The 13,562-nt window shown below is 73.8% G+C and carries 13 protein-coding genes; 5 read left to right on the plus strand and 8 right to left on the minus strand.

All coding sequences use genetic code 11. The features are described from left to right. Positions 1-76: 76 nt before the first annotated feature. A complete protein-coding gene (locus tag G6W55_RS15185; protein WP_175521362.1) occupies positions 77-1,012 on the minus strand; it encodes a LysR family transcriptional regulator in 936 nt (311 codons plus the stop codon). Positions 1,013-1,151: 139 nt separating this feature from the next. On the opposite strand from G6W55_RS15185, the gene G6W55_RS15190 reads away from it, so the two are divergent. Continuing rightward, a complete protein-coding gene (locus G6W55_RS15190; RefSeq protein ID WP_175521363.1) occupies positions 1,152-1,847 on the plus strand; it encodes a type 1 glutamine amidotransferase domain-containing protein in 696 nt (231 codons plus the stop codon). Positions 1,848-1,871: 24 nt separating this feature from the next. Here the strand turns inward: G6W55_RS15190 and G6W55_RS15195 are convergent, their stop codons facing one another. Continuing rightward, positions 1,872-2,873: a MerR family transcriptional regulator gene (locus G6W55_RS15195; protein WP_175521364.1), complete on the minus strand. Its 1,002-nt coding sequence runs from the start codon at positions 2,871-2,873 to the stop codon at positions 1,872-1,874. A gap of 143 nt (positions 2,874-3,016) precedes the next feature. On the opposite strand from G6W55_RS15195, the gene G6W55_RS15200 reads away from it, so the two are divergent. Beyond that, positions 3,017-3,457: an SPW repeat protein gene (locus tag G6W55_RS15200; protein WP_175521365.1), complete on the plus strand. Its 441-nt coding sequence runs from the start codon at positions 3,017-3,019 to the stop codon at positions 3,455-3,457. Positions 3,458-3,481: 24 nt separating this feature from the next. On the opposite strand, the gene G6W55_RS15205 is transcribed toward G6W55_RS15200, so the two are convergent. Continuing rightward, positions 3,482-4,264, minus strand: coding sequence for a GNAT family N-acetyltransferase (locus G6W55_RS15205; RefSeq protein ID WP_175521366.1), 783 nt, complete (start codon positions 4,262-4,264; stop codon positions 3,482-3,484). Between the two features lie 41 nt (positions 4,265-4,305). Continuing rightward, entirely contained in the window at positions 4,306-4,692 is a 387-nt protein-coding gene (locus tag G6W55_RS15210) for a MerR family transcriptional regulator (protein WP_175521430.1), read from the minus strand. An 81-nt stretch (positions 4,693-4,773) separates the two neighbouring features. On the opposite strand from G6W55_RS15210, the gene G6W55_RS15215 reads away from it, so the two are divergent. Together G6W55_RS15215 and G6W55_RS15220 are read left to right on the plus strand one after the other, a co-directional pair. After that, on the plus strand, positions 4,774-5,982 hold the full coding sequence (locus G6W55_RS15215; RefSeq protein ID WP_175521367.1) for an MFS transporter: 1,209 nt from the start codon (positions 4,774-4,776) through the stop codon (positions 5,980-5,982). Between the two features lie 50 nt (positions 5,983-6,032). Continuing rightward, positions 6,033-6,512 carry a nucleoside deaminase gene (locus tag G6W55_RS15220; RefSeq protein WP_175521368.1) on the plus strand — a complete coding sequence of 160 codons (480 nt, stop codon included), beginning with the start codon at positions 6,033-6,035 and terminating at the stop codon, positions 6,510-6,512. A 66-nt stretch (positions 6,513-6,578) separates the two neighbouring features. Here G6W55_RS15220 and G6W55_RS15225 read toward each other — a convergent pair whose 3' ends face one another. Further along, on the minus strand, positions 6,579-7,250 hold the full coding sequence (locus tag G6W55_RS15225; protein ID WP_375372452.1) for a chaplin: 672 nt from the start codon (positions 7,248-7,250) through the stop codon (positions 6,579-6,581). A 308-nt stretch (positions 7,251-7,558) separates the two neighbouring features. Between G6W55_RS15225 and G6W55_RS15230 the strand changes: the two genes are divergently transcribed. After that, entirely contained in the window at positions 7,559-9,163 is a 1,605-nt protein-coding gene (locus tag G6W55_RS15230; RefSeq protein WP_175521370.1) for an alpha/beta hydrolase, read from the plus strand. A gap of 36 nt (positions 9,164-9,199) precedes the next feature. Here G6W55_RS15230 and G6W55_RS15235 read toward each other — a convergent pair whose 3' ends face one another. From G6W55_RS15235 to G6W55_RS15245, 3 genes are all read right to left on the minus strand, one after another. Beyond that, complete coding sequence (locus G6W55_RS15235) at positions 9,200-9,976, minus strand: alpha/beta fold hydrolase (protein WP_175521371.1); 777 nt, start codon at positions 9,974-9,976, stop codon at positions 9,200-9,202. Positions 9,977-10,060: 84 nt separating this feature from the next. Continuing rightward, positions 10,061-11,197: an alpha/beta fold hydrolase gene (locus G6W55_RS15240; RefSeq protein WP_175521372.1), complete on the minus strand. Its 1,137-nt coding sequence runs from the start codon at positions 11,195-11,197 to the stop codon at positions 10,061-10,063. Beyond that, a complete protein-coding gene (locus G6W55_RS15245; RefSeq protein ID WP_254876260.1) occupies positions 11,194-13,548 on the minus strand; it encodes a thioester reductase domain-containing protein in 2,355 nt (784 codons plus the stop codon). Before G6W55_RS15245 ends, G6W55_RS15240 begins: the two co-directional genes overlap by 4 nt. Positions 13,549-13,562 lie beyond the last annotated feature (14 nt).

Genomic DNA, 13,562 nt, shown 5'->3' on the forward strand with positions numbered 1-13,562 from the left:
TCCGTGGTTGTCCTCGGTCTGCCGCCCCACCTTACTCAGTTTTTTGACTAATCAGATAAGTGGTCCTGTGGGGTGCTCACCATGTGGGCGCCACGCTCAGCAGTCGCTCGCGGACCCGGCGCACGTCGGGGTTCTCCTGGGCGCCTGGACGCTGGACGAGATAGCCGGTGTTGATGGGCGGGTCGTCGGGTTCGTGGAGCGGGACCAGCGCGCCGGAGGCCAGTTCGGCGAGGCAGAGGTAGCGGGGCAGGACGGTGAAGCCGGCGCCCGCGACGACCGCCGCGAGCACGCCCCGCAGGTCGGGCACCGTCAGCGCGGCCGGCCCGGACAGCCGTCGGCCGAAGACGTGCCGCCAGTAGCGGCGGGCGATCGGCAGATCCTCGGCGTAGGTCACCAGCGGCGCCGAGTGCAGCGCCGCGGGCCCCTCGGCGGCCAGCCGCTCCCGGAGCCGGTCGGCCCAGACCGGCGCGGCGACCAGGACGAACTCCTCGTCCATCAGCGGGACCGCGGTCAGGGTGCGGCCGCGCGGGCGGGTGGTGGCGATGACCAGGTCGTGCCGACCGGCCCGCAGCTCCTCCAGGAGGGGGTCGGTGAGGCCGGGCGCGACCCGCAGCCGCACGCCGTCGGCCACCAGGGGCGCCAGTGCGGGCAGCACCCGGCCGCAGAGCAGTTCGGCGGGGCCGGCGAGATGGACGGGGTCGGTCCGGCCGGTGGCCGCGGGGTCCGGTCCGGCCACGGCGGCGAGTTCGTCGAGGGGCGCGGTGATCCGGGTGGCCAGCGCGTCGGCGACGGGCGTCGGGGCGACTCCGCGCGGAAGCCGTTCGAACAGCTCCCGTCCGGCCTGCCGCTCCAGCGTGCGCATCTGTGTCGTGACGGTCGGCTGCGACAGTCCGAGGAGCTGCGCGGCCCCGGTGAAGGAGCCCGAGCGGTAGACGGCCAGGAAGGTGCGCAGCAGGTTCAGGTCCAGGTGACCGGCGTGTTCCACGGCTCCCAGTATTCCCGGAGCCGCCATGATCCTCCATAGGAATTCCTATGTCCGGGATCGGTTTCCTCATTGGTTCCCTATGTCTCGGCGACCTACGCTCGACGGTGTCCGCACGCCGGGGCTCCCCACCGGGAGCCTCCGGCCACGACTCTTCCGGAGACACTCCATGGCCAAGATCCTTTTTGTGATGACCGGCGCCGACCACTGGACGCTGGCCGACGGCAGCCTGCACCCCACCGGTTTCTGGGCGGAGGAGGCCGTCGCCCCCTACGAGGCGTTCCGGGCGGCCGGTCATGAGGTCGTCGTGGCCACGCCCGGCGGTGTGGTCCCGCCGGTGGACAAGGGCAGCCTGTCGGCCGAGGCCAACGGCGGCCGGGAGAACGCCGACCGGATCGCCGCCGGGCTCGCCGCGATGACGGAGCTGGAGCGGCCGCTCCGGCTGGAGGACGTGGACCTCGCCGACTACGCGGCCGTCTTCTACCCGGGCGGCCACGGCCCGATGGAGGACCTGGCCGTGGACGCGGCCTCCGGCCGGCTGCTCGCCGACACCCTCGCCTCGGGCAGGCCGCTCGGTGTCGTCTGCCACGGCCCGGCCGCGCTGCTCGCGGCGGTGACGCCGGACGGCTCCAACGCGTTCGCCGGCTACCGGGTGGCCGCCTTCACCAACGCCGAGGAGCTGGCGGCCGGTCTGGGCGAGAGGGCGAAGTGGCTGCTCCAGGACCGGCTGACCGCGGCGGGCGTCGAGGTGGCGGTGGGCGAGCCGTGGGCGCCGAACGTGGTGGTCGACCGCAACCTGGTCACCGGCCAGAACCCGGCGTCCTCGGCACCGCTGGCGGCGGAACTGCTGAAGAAGCTGGGCTGAGAACCGGCGGTCCCCCCCGGGGTCTCACCCCGCCCCGTACAGCCCCGCCAGTGTGTCGAGCGCGTCGCGCAGGCCGGTGGGGCGCAGCAGGCCCGGTGCCGAGCGGCCCGCCCAGCCCGGGCCGCCGAGCAGCACGGCCGGGGTGCGCCGGGCGCCGCTGACGCCCCAGCGGGCGCCGGCGAGCTGCTGGGCGAGGGCCGGACTGCCGGTCGTGCGGGCCTGGGCCCACAGGACGACGGCCGCGGGGCCCAGCCGCCGCACGGCCGCGGTCAGCGCCTCGGCGGGCACGGCGGCGCCGAACATCCGGGTGGGGACGCCCAGTCGACTCAGTCCCGCGTTGAGCGCCTCCAGCGGCAGGGTGTGCTGCTCGCCGGGGACACAGGCCAGCATCACCGGCCCCGGGCCCGGTCCGCCCGCCGCGCCCGCGGCCGGCGAGGGGCGGGTGGCGCGGCGCAGGCTGGTGGAGACATGCCAGGACAGCAGGTGCTCGACCTCCACGTAACGGTCGCCGGACGAGGCCCACTTGCGTCCCACGGCGTGCAGGGTCGGCACCATCACCTCCTGCCAGGCGACGGTCAGTCCGTGGCGTTCGACGGCCGCGTCCAGTTGGTCCGCGACGGCCGGCGCGTCGAGTCGTACGGCGGCGCGGGCCAGGCCCCGGCACTCCTGGCGGACGTCGGCGCCCAGCGGAAGCGCCCCGGCGGCCCGGGAGCGGTCGCGCGGCCCGCCGTCGCTCTCGCCGGCCGTCCGTCCGGCGCCCTCGCGTGCGGCGCGGGCGGCCTCGGCGGGCGGCACACCGGAGGACGTCAGCCGGCACATCGCCTCCAGGACGGCCACGTCGGACGGCCGCCAGCGGCGGTGCCTGCCGTCGGCGCGGACGGCGGGTCCGATGCCGTAGCGCCGGTCCCAGGACCGCAGGGTGGTGGGCGCCACGCCGAGCCGCCGGGCCAGGGACCCCGTGGTCAGTCCGGTGTCGGCGGTGTCACCGAGGCCGTCGGTCTCGGCGGGGCGCGCGGGTTCGCTCACACCACGACGATATCGGCGCCGCACCACGACCGAGTCCCCGCACCCCTACACATAAGGGAAAAATAAGAGCACCATACATATGCGCGGCTTTTCACCGCACACCGCACCACGCGGTCAGGCCAGCGAGTCGAAGGAGTCGAGTCATGGCCAACGTCTCGCCCACCCGGGGTGACATGTCGACCCACCCCGATGTTTCCGAGATGCGGGCACGGTACGACCGCATGCTCGGCGGTCGTGATGTGGCGCTCGTGGACGGACCGGTGTTCCTGCTCGGTCTGTACTGCGCCGTGTCCCCGTGGATCCTGCACTACACCACCAGTCAGCCCGCCCTCGTGACCCACAATCTGATCGTCGGGATCGCGATCGGCCTGCTGGGTCTGGGGTTCACCGCCGCCCCCGCCCGTATGTACGGCCTGAGCTGGGCCATGTGCGCGCTGGGCATCTGGATGATCGTCGCACCGTGGATCGTCGGCGACAGCCCGGACGCCGGCGTCGTGGTGAACAACATCGTCATCGGCGCCCTGGCGATCTGCCTCGGAGCCCTGTGCGCCCTCACGACGGCGAGGAGCAACCCGAGGACGTGACTGCCGCAGGACCTCTATGCGCGGCTACGGCACGTACGTGTACGGCGTCGTCGTGGTGAGTGCGGCGAAGCCGAGGCGTTCCAGGATGGGGCGGCTCCGGTCGGAGGCGTCGACCTGGAGGTAGCGGTAGCCGCGTTCGGCGGCGATCCGGGCGCGGTGGGCGATCAGCGCGCGGTAGACGCCGCGCCCGCGCCACTCCTCGACGGTGCCGCCGCCCCACAGACCGGCGAAGCGGGTGCCGGGGATCATCTCCATCCGGGCGGAGCTGACCGGTACGTCCCCGGCGAGGGCGACCACGGCGACGATGCCGTCCGGGTCGGTGGCGAGCCGGGCGAGCACCAGGTCCCGCAGCCAGGCGCCGTCGCGGCCGAAGGCGCGTTCGTTCGCCTCGACCATGAGGTCGACGCCCGCGCGGTCGGTGACGGGGACGATCCGGACGCCCTCGGGAGGCTCGCCGCCGGTGAGCTGGCCGGCGGTCTCGCCGATCATCAGCGTCTCCTCCGGCTCGGCCGTGAAACCGGCCTCCGTCAGGCGTCGTCCGAGGTCGGCGGGGTGGTCATGGCCGTGCAGCTTCCACTCGAACTCGCGGCCGAGGCCGGTGAAGAAGCCGATCTGGGCGGCGATCGCCGCGTCGGCGTCGGCGCCCGTGGGGTCGAGACCGGACCACAGCACGCCGTTCCAGCCGCCCTCGCCGCCGATGTGCCGCACCACGCCTCCGGTGCGTTCGACGCGGGCGTCGGGGCTCTCCGGGCGGGCGCCTTCGCGCATGTCCCGGTCGTACAGGGCGAGTACGGAGGCGTGATCCATGGCCCCCACTCCAGCACCCCGGCGCGGGCCCCACAACGGAATTAGCCGCGCTCCCCCGGCTCCGTGCCCGGGCGCACCGCCTCCAGATACGCGGCGAGCCGGTCGCGGTTGCGGGCCAGGCAGTCGATCCGGGCCTGGATACGGTCCAGGTGCCCCTGGAGGAGGCCGGCGGTCTCGGGGCTCAGATGCCCGGCGGGCAGCAGGATCTCCTCCGGACCCGAGAGGTACGGCAGGATCGCGCGGATCATCTCGGTCGTCAGCCCCGAGTCCAGCAGCCCGCGGATCTGGCCGACGTCCCGGACGGCCGCCTCGCCGTACACGCGGTAGCCGTTCTCGCCACGCTCGGGGTGGAGCAGGTCCTGCTCCTCGTAGTAGCGCAGCAGACGGGTGGGGACGCCGGTGCGGCGGGACAGTTCGCCGATCTTCACGCCGACCTCCGGGGCACGCACGCCCGCACGCTTGCCTTCATGCTTGCCTTCACACTGATGTGAACGTCCGACCATGGTCGCATGTCCACGTCTTCCCTGGTCAAGGGCGCCGCCGTGCCCGCCGCCCTGCCCTGGTCGGGGCTGCTCGCCCTGTCCACGGCCGCCTTCACCGCCGTCGTCACCGAGCTGCTGCCCGCCGGTCTGCTGCCGCGCATGGCACCCGCGCTCGGGGTGTCCGAGGCGCGCGTGGGCTTCCTGGTCACGGGGTACGCGGCCGCCTCGTTCGTCGCGGCGGTGCCGGTGACCGCACTGCTGCGCGGGCTGCCGCGCCGGCCGGTGCTGATCGGCGCGCTGCTGGGCTTCGCGCTGAGCAACGCGGTGGTCGCGCTGTCGTCGTCCTACGGCGTCACGTTCGCGGCGCGGCTGCTGGCCGGGGTGATGGGCGGCACGCTGTGGGCGATGCTCGCCGGGTACGCGGCCCGGATGGTGCCGCCCGAGCGGCGCGGGCGGGCGATCGCGGTGGTGCTCGCCGGGATCACCCTGGCGCTGTCGCTGGGCGTCCCGGCGGGCACCGCGCTGGCCGGAATCACCGGCTGGCGGGCGGCGTTCGCGCTGCTGGCCGGGGTGGCGGCACTGCTGACGGCGTGGGTGCGATGGCGGGTGCCCGGCTTCCCCGGCGAGGAGCGGGCCACGCGCGTGCCGCTCGCCCGGGTGGCCCTGCTCCCGGGGATCCCGGTGATCCTCTCCGTGACGCTGTTCCTGCTGCTGGGCCACCAGGTGATGTACACGTACGTGGCCCCGTTCTCGGCGCACGCGGGTTTCGGCCGTACGGACGTGGTGCTGCTGATGTTCGGCGCGTCCACGGTGGCCGGGATCTGGGCGACGGGGCTGCTGGTCGACCGGCGCCCGCGGGCCACGCTGCTCGGCGCGCTCGTCCTGTGCGCGGCCGTCATGCTCGCGCTGGGCGGGTACGCGCGCGTGCCCGCGGTGCTCCTGGTGTCGGTCGCGCTGTGGGGAGCGGCGTTCGGCGGGGCGCCCACGCTGATCCAGACGGCGCTGGTGGACGCCTCGGGGCCGTCCGCCGCGGACGTGGCGACCTCGCTCCAGACCACGGTCTACAACGCCGGCATCGCGGGCGGGTCCCTGACGGGCGGTCTGGTGCTGGACCGCCTGGGCCCGGCGGCCCTGCCCTGGGCGGCCCTCCCGCTGCTCGCGGCGGCCCTGACGGCGGTCGCGCTGGGCCGGCGGCACGCGTTTCCGGCCGGGCGGGGGACGGAGCGGCGTGCCTAGGGTGATCGGTGTCCAGGGAAACGGGAAGAGCGCCGAGGGAGCCGTACGCCATGGTCGAGGCCGCCGAGCTGCCGTATCTGCGTCGTTGTGTCGAGCTGGCCGACGAGGCGGTGCGGGCCGGGGACGAGCCGTTCGGTTCGGTGCTGGTCGGCGGGGACGGCACGGTCCTCGCCGAGGACCGCAACCGGGTCGTGGCCGCCGGGGACGAGACCCGGCACCCGGAGTTCGAGCTGGCCCGCTGGGCGGCGGAGCGGATGTCGCCCGGGGAGCGGGCGGCGGCCACCGTCTACACCTCGGGCGAACACTGTCCGATGTGTTCGGCCGCCCACGCGTGGGTGGGTCTGGGGCGGATCGTGTACGTCGCGTCGTCCGAGCAGCTCGGCGGCTGGCTGGCCGAGCTGGGGGTGCCCGCCTCGCCCGTCCGGGCGCTGCCGGTCCGGGAGGTCGCCCCGGGGGTGACCGTGGAGGGGCCGGTGCCCGAGCTGGTGGAGGAGGTGCGGGCGCTGCATCTGCGGTTCCACGGGGCCTGACACGGCCGCGGGCCCCCTGACCGGTGCGACCGGCGGGGGCCCGCGGAACTCCGCGACGGCGGTGGTTCAGCTCTGCGCGCCGACGCGGAAGCGGCGGTACAGGAGCGCGCCGCCGAGCAGCATGGCCGTGCTGCCCAGGATCGCGGGCAGGGCGGCGTCGCTGCCGGTCTGCGCCAGCGAGGGGACACCCGGGGCCTGGGGCTCGTGGGCGGGCGGCGCCTTCGGCCCGGCCGGCTGGGGCTCGGCGGGCTGGGTGTGACGCACCGGCGGGGCGGGCTTGACGGGCGGCGTGACCGGGGGCTTCTTGCCGGGTCCGTTGACCGACTCGTTGCCGAACACGGGGTTCAGCACGCCGACGACGTTGACGCTGTTGCCGCTGGCGTTCACCGGGACGTCCACCGGCAGCTTGATGCCGTTGCCGGAGACGACGCCGGGCGAGCCGACCGTGTCGCCCTCGGCCGTCGACCCGGTGGAGGACGTGGACGAGGTGCCGGACGACGAGGTCGCGCCCCCGCCGCCGCCCTTGTTGGCGCAGGCGTTGCCCATCGCGGGGTTCAGCGCGCCCACCACATTCACGGTGTTGCCGCACAGGTTCACCGGGAGGTTCACCGGCAGTTGGATTCCGTTTCCGGAGACCGCACCGGGCGAACCTGCCGCGGTGCCGGTCGCTGCGGAGTCGGCGAACGCCGGCATGGTCACTGCCGCCATCGCGCCCGATGCGGCTGCGACGGCGAGCACACCGTTTCGGGTAACCCGTCTCATGGGTCCCTGCCTTCCAGACTTGGTCGCGGGCACTCACCCGCATCCGTTAAAACGCGGGCGAACCGACCAAGTAATGGCCAAACAACCTTTCACCCCATCGGGTGCCACAACCGCGAACTCATCACAAAAGCACCCCATATGCCTTCGATCTTGTGGGTGGACGACGGTGCCGGGGCCGTTTCCCGGGCCGCCGGGGCTCCGGAGGCGGCCCCGGCGGGTGCCACCTATCGTGGGGTGCCGAGGCGCCGTTCCCGGTCCGCTGAGAGGCGTCCCTGGAGGCATCCATGCAGGCCATGCTGTCCACCCGGTCCGGGCCGCGCCGCCGCGCGCTCGTCGCGGCGGCCGCGACCGCGGCCCTGACGCTGGGGTGCGCGAGCCTGCCGACGGCACGGGCCGACGGCGACGACGATCCCGGCCTGTCCCGCTTCTACGACCAGAAGATCTCCTGGTCGAAGTGCGACGTCGACGGCGTGCCCGACGACCTCCAGTGCGGCACGGTGAGCGTCCCGCTCGACTACGCCCGCCCCGGGTCCGGCTCGCTCGACCTGGCGCTCGCCCGGTACCGGGCGACCGGCGACAAGCGGGGCTCGGTGGTGCTGAACTTCGGCGGTCCCGGCGGTGCGGGCGTACCCGAACTGGCCTACGGCGGAAAGCCGTTCATGGAACTGACCGACGGCTACGACGTGGTCTCGTTCGATCCGCGCGGCGTCGGCCGTTCCTCGCCGGTGAGCTGCGGCGACGAGGAGCAGGGCGGGCTGTCCGCGCTGGACGACGACGATGCCCTCGGCGACCCCGCGACGGTGCTGGCCCGGCTGCGGGAGGCGGCCGCGGCCTGTGTCCGCAACTCCGGGCCCGTCCTGCCGTACATCGGCACCGTCAACGCGGCCCGCGACCTGGACGTCCTGCGCTCGGCCCTCGGCGACAAGAAGCTCAACTACCTCGGCTTCTCCTACGGCACCCGGCTCGGCGCGGTGTACGCCGCCCAGTTCCCCGGCAAGGTCGGCCGGGTCGTCCTGGACGGTGTGGACACGCTGACCGAGCCGCTCACCGAGCAGGGCGTCGCGGGCGCCCGCGGCCAGCAGACCGCGCTCGACGACTTCGTCGACTGGTGTGTGCGGGACATCGCCTGCCCCTTCGGCCACGACGCCCGCACGGCCCGGGAGGCAGTCGTCCGGCTGGTGTGGTCGCTGGACGAGAACCCGCTCCCGTCGGACTACGGGGACGACTTCACCGGCCAGGACCTGGTGGCCGCGCTCGGGCAGGGGCTGTACAGCAAGGAGCTGTGGCCGTCGCTGGAGCGGGCGCTCGCCCTGCTCGTGGAGGACGGCGACGCGAGCGGGGTGATGGCGTTCGCGACGGGCGGCATGGCGTTCCCGGCGCTCCCGGCGGGGCGGCCGGGCGCCGCCGAGCCCTCCCCGCTGGTGGAGCCCGAGGACGTCCCCCTCGACAACCTGCCCGCCGCGCTGATGGCGATCAACTGCGCCGACGACCCCGACCGGCCCACCGCCGAGCAGATCACCGGTGACCTCCAGCGGCTGCGGGCCGCCTACGAGGAGGCGTCACCGGTCTTCGGCCGGTACCGCCTCTCCGAGGTCCTGCTCTGCTACGGCCGCCCGAAGGGCACCGACTTCATACGGGAGGAGGTCAAGGACGTCGACACCCCGCGGATGCTGCTCGTGGGCACCCGGGGCGACCCGGCGACCCCGTACCGCTGGACCGAGGAGACGGCCGAACGGCTCGGGGACTCGGCCGTCGTCCTGGACAACAAGGGCGACGGGCACACCGGGTACGGCTCCTCGAAGTGCGTGCACCGCACGATAGACGACTTCCTGCTGTACGGCTCCCTGCCGCCCGACGGCAGCTCCTGCGGGGCCGAGGAGACGGACTGACGCGCCTCCCCCGAGCCCGGAGCGGTCGGCCGGCGATCAGCCCGCGGTCACGAACGCGTCGATGGCCGCGGTCAGTTCGGCCGGCTTCTCGACGGGCAGCTCGTGCCCGGCGTCGATGATGCGGACGGTGGCGTCCGGGTACGCCTTCGCCATCCGCAGCATCTGCGACACCGGCAACTGCACGTCGTGGTAGCCGTGGATCATCAGCGTGGGCGTGCGGATCTCCCCCACCCGGTCCAGGACGTCGAACGCGCGCATGGCGCCGTACAGGGTCATGACGACCTCGCGCGGGGTGTCCGCCGAGGACTTGATGTACGCGCGGACCTCGTCACGCGGGTAGCCGGGGGCGAAGGCGCGCTGGATGTTGGTGGCCACGAACAGCTTGTACGGCACCAGGGTGGAGGCGGCCATCAGCAGACCGCGGCCCCGGCTGAAGGTCATCCTCGCGATGGAGTTGACCAGGATCATCCGCTCCACGCGCTCGGGATGCGTGAGCGCGACGGTCTGCGAGATCATCCCGCCCATCGAGTGGCCGATCAGGACGCACCGCTCGATCTTGAGGTGGTCCAGCAGGGCGATCAGGTCGTTGGCCAGCTCCGCGACCGTCTTCACACCGGCGCCGCCGCTCTCGCCGTGGCCGCGCAGATCGAACCGGACCACCCGGCGCTTCTCCGCGAAGTGGGCGAGCTGGTGGTCCCAGCGGTGCCGGTTGGCCGTCCAGCCGTGCACGAACACCAGCGGCACCCCGCCGCCGTCGCGCGGCCCCTCGTCGTCGTACGTCAGTGCGGCGCCGTCGACTTCGAGCTGCGGCATGGGTGCCTCCTGCGGTGTGTCCGGGGTGTGGTGCGGCGGGTCCTGGTTACTGACGCGTACGGTAACGGGCGAGCGGGCCGGCCGTCACCGTCGTTCGCCGAGGAATTCGAGGATGTGACCGAAGACGTCGAGCGCGGCGCCCCGGCCGAGGAACGCGTCGAGATGGCCGTAGCCCGGGATCTCGGTGTAGCGCACGTCGAGTCCGGGCTGCCGGTGGGCGAGGACGTCGTGGCAGAGCCGCTGGGAGTCCCCCCACAGGCCGTTCTCGCTGCCGGAGAGCAGCAGCAGCGGGGTGTCGATCCGCCCCGCCGCGTCCAGGGCGTTGGCCGGCAGCGCCCGGTAGCGGTGGTCGGTGTCGTGCCAGCGGACCACCGTGCGGGCCAGCTCGATCCGGCGCAGATGCGGCAGGATCCACAGCGGCGCCGGGCCGAGGAGTTCGGCGAGCCGGTCGTGGGTGGCCTCGGTGAGGTTCTCGTGCACGAAGAGCGAGGCGCCGGTCCCCCAGGCCGAGTTGTGCAGGATCTGGCAGGTCGGGTCGGGGCAGCCCGCCTTGCGCGAGGCGAGCGCGAACAGCGGGGTGTAGCGGGAGCGCAGGCCGACCTTGCGGAAGTCGACGGGGATGTGGTCCATCCGGGACCGGAGCAACTCCCCGGCCAGGGACATCCGCAGCGAGGTGCTGCCCTTCAACTTCGGTGTCAGGAAGACGCCTTGGGTCACCACGCCGGCCAGTCCTGGCACCAGTCCGGCCGTCAGGGACAGCGACAGCGCGAGCGCGCCGACGCAGTGGGCGACGACGAACAGCGGCCGCTCGCCGACGCGTTCACGGATCCGGGACACGGCGGCCGGGATGTCGTACAGCGCCACGTCGTCGTAGGTGTAGCGCTGCCCGGTCTCGTTGTAGGGCAGCCGGCAACTGCCGCGCCAGTCCAGGAGCCAGGGCTCGTAGCCGTCGTCGAGCAGCGAGTCGACGAGGTTGCGGGTCTCGGGCAGCAGGAACATGTCGGCGGAGGCGGTGTGGCCGTGCAGCAGGAGCACGACGGGCCGGCCGCTCTCCCCGGGGTCGATCCGGGTGAGGCCGAGGCGGACGCCGTCCGGCGCGCGGAAGGGGATGTCCTCGACGCGGGCCGGGTCGAGGCGGTGGCGCAGCGGGCGCAGGGCGGGCTCGGTCCTGACCCTGCGCAGCGCCGGGCGGGCCGTCGCGGAGGCGGTTCGGAAGATCATCGGCGGTGCTCCGTGGGGTTCGTGGTGCGGCGCAGGTCCAGCAGGTCGGCACCGGCGCGGGCGAACGGGCCGAGCAGTCCCCGGCCCATCTCGACGCCGAACCAGGCGAGCCAGGTCAGCTTGGCCGCGCGCTTCTCCTGCGCCGTGAGGTGCGGGGCGACCCGGATGCCGTCGACCTGGTCGCGGACGTAGGAGTCGGCGGGGACGACGACCTCCCCGGTGAACGCGGCCGGTGCGCCCTCGCGGCCGAGTTCGACGGTGAGGGCGCGGGTCTGGCGCCACAGGTCACGGCGGGCGCGGGCGTACTTGTGCCCCTCCAGCCACCACAGTTCACCCTCGACGTCCCGCAACTGGAGGCGGTAACGCAGGAGTTGGTGCTTGAGGCCGTGACTCTGCGGGATGCCCTCCTCGGGGCGGACCCAGACGTCGCCGCGGACTACGGTGAGCGGTTCGGGGTGGGCGGCCGGGCAGTCGAGCGTGCCGGTGACGTCCAGCCGCCGTTCGCGCACGAGTTGGTACATGCTCGCGAGGGACAGGGTGAGCGCCATCGAGCAGGGGGTGCCGCCGGTGCTGCCGTCGACGGGGCGGACACCGCCCTCCGTGGTCTCGGAGAACCACAGGTAGGGCTGGTCGTCCTTGTGCGGCAGCCGGGCGAGTCCGTCGTCGGCGAGCTGCTCGAACGTCTTCAACTGGGCCCGGGCGTCGTAGCGGGCGGCGGGCGGCAGCCCGAGCGCCTCGACGAGGGCGGCGGTGCGGGTGCCCTCGGCGGCGGGTCCGGTCAGCGTGGCCTCGCACAGCTTCAGCGCGGTGGGGCTGTTCAACACCCGGGTGAGAAAGGTGAGTTCGGGGACGGGCTCGGCCTCCAGACGGGCCAGGGTGTCGGTGCGCCACTCCTCCCAGTCCTGGACGCGCACGTGCATCCCGCCGAACGCCATGTCCCGCACCACGTCGTCCAGGGTCTGCGGGACGCCGGTGAGGTTGTAGTCGAAGCCCCAGGCATCCGGTTCGCAGACGACGGCGACGGCGGCCCGGCTCACCCAGTCCACGGGCGCCACGTTGAGGTGGCGGAACGCCGGTACGGTCCGGAAGCGGCCGAACGCGGCGATCAGACCGCTGCTGAGGTCCTGCGGGTTGTGGGCGCCGGTCCTGCTGTGGCCGCCGATGCCGCCGGGGCGCAGCGCGGAGACCACCAGACCGTGATCGCGGGCGCGCCGCAGGGCCACCTCGGCGGCCCACTTGGACTGGTCGTAGCCCGCGACGAGCCGGTCCACATGGGCCAGCGGGTCGTCCTCGCCGAGGGAGGTGATGCCGACCTCGTTGAAGACGGCGATCGAGGAGATGTGGTGCAGCGGCTTGGGGCGTCCGGTGGCGGCCAGTTCGGCCAGGGTGAGGGCGCCGATGACGTTGCTGCCGCGCAGCGACCGGTAGCCGCGCAGGAAGTCCACGGCCGCCGCGACACCGACCACACTGTCGAGTTCCTCGGTGAGGGTGTGCCACAGCTCGTCGGAGAGGCCGAGGCGCGGGCTGCGGATGTCACCGGGGAGCACGGTCACCCGACGGCGGATCTCCGCGTTCCACGGCAGCAGATGGCGGCGCAGGCTCTCGCCGAGCCGGGCGGTCGCGGCCGCCAGGTCGGCCGCGCGGACCAAGCAGTAGACGTGGGCGTCGCTGTGCCGGAGCAGGTCGAGCAGCATATGGCCGCCGAGGAAGCCGGTCGCCCCGGTGAGCAGGATCCGCCGGGGCGCGACGGGTTCGGGCCGCCGGACGAACGGCAGCCGGTCGGCGAGGGCGAGGTCGGCGAGGATCTGGTCGAGGTCGTCCTGCCGGGCGGAGGCGGCCGTGGTGGACGGGGATGCGACGACCGCAGGACGCGGCGCGGGCACCGCCACCGGCACCGCCACCGGCACGGACACGGGTGCCGGCGCCGGGAGTGCCAGGTTCGCCGCGTCCCCGGCCGTCTCCAGCCAGCGGCGGGCCAGACCGATCGGGCGGGCGTCGGCGAAGACGTCGTCGAGGTCCAGCTCCACGCCGAGGTCGCGCTCCAGCTCCGCCGCCAGTTCGACGGCGTGCACGGAACTGCCGCCGGCGTCGAAGAAGTCGGCGTCCGGGGCGAGCCGCCCCTCGGGCAGATACCGTCCGGCGGCCTCCGCGATGGCGGCGGCCAGCCCCTCCGCGTCCGGCACTCCGTGCGGCACGGGGGCGTCGGCGGGGGCCGCCTCGGGTTCCGGTTCCTTCCGGGTGACCATGGCCAGCAGGTCCGTCACCGTCAGCCCGCCCGCGTCTCCCCCGCCCCGCTCGATCGACTCGGCGACGGCCCGCTGTCCGGCGTTCGCCGTGGGGTCCTCGTTCATGTCACGCATCAGAG

Origin of the sequence: Streptomyces sp. CAI-85 (assembly GCF_013363615.1) — a bacterium.
GTDB classification, from domain to species: Bacteria; Actinomycetota; Actinomycetes; order Streptomycetales; family Streptomycetaceae; genus Streptomyces; species Streptomyces antibioticus_B.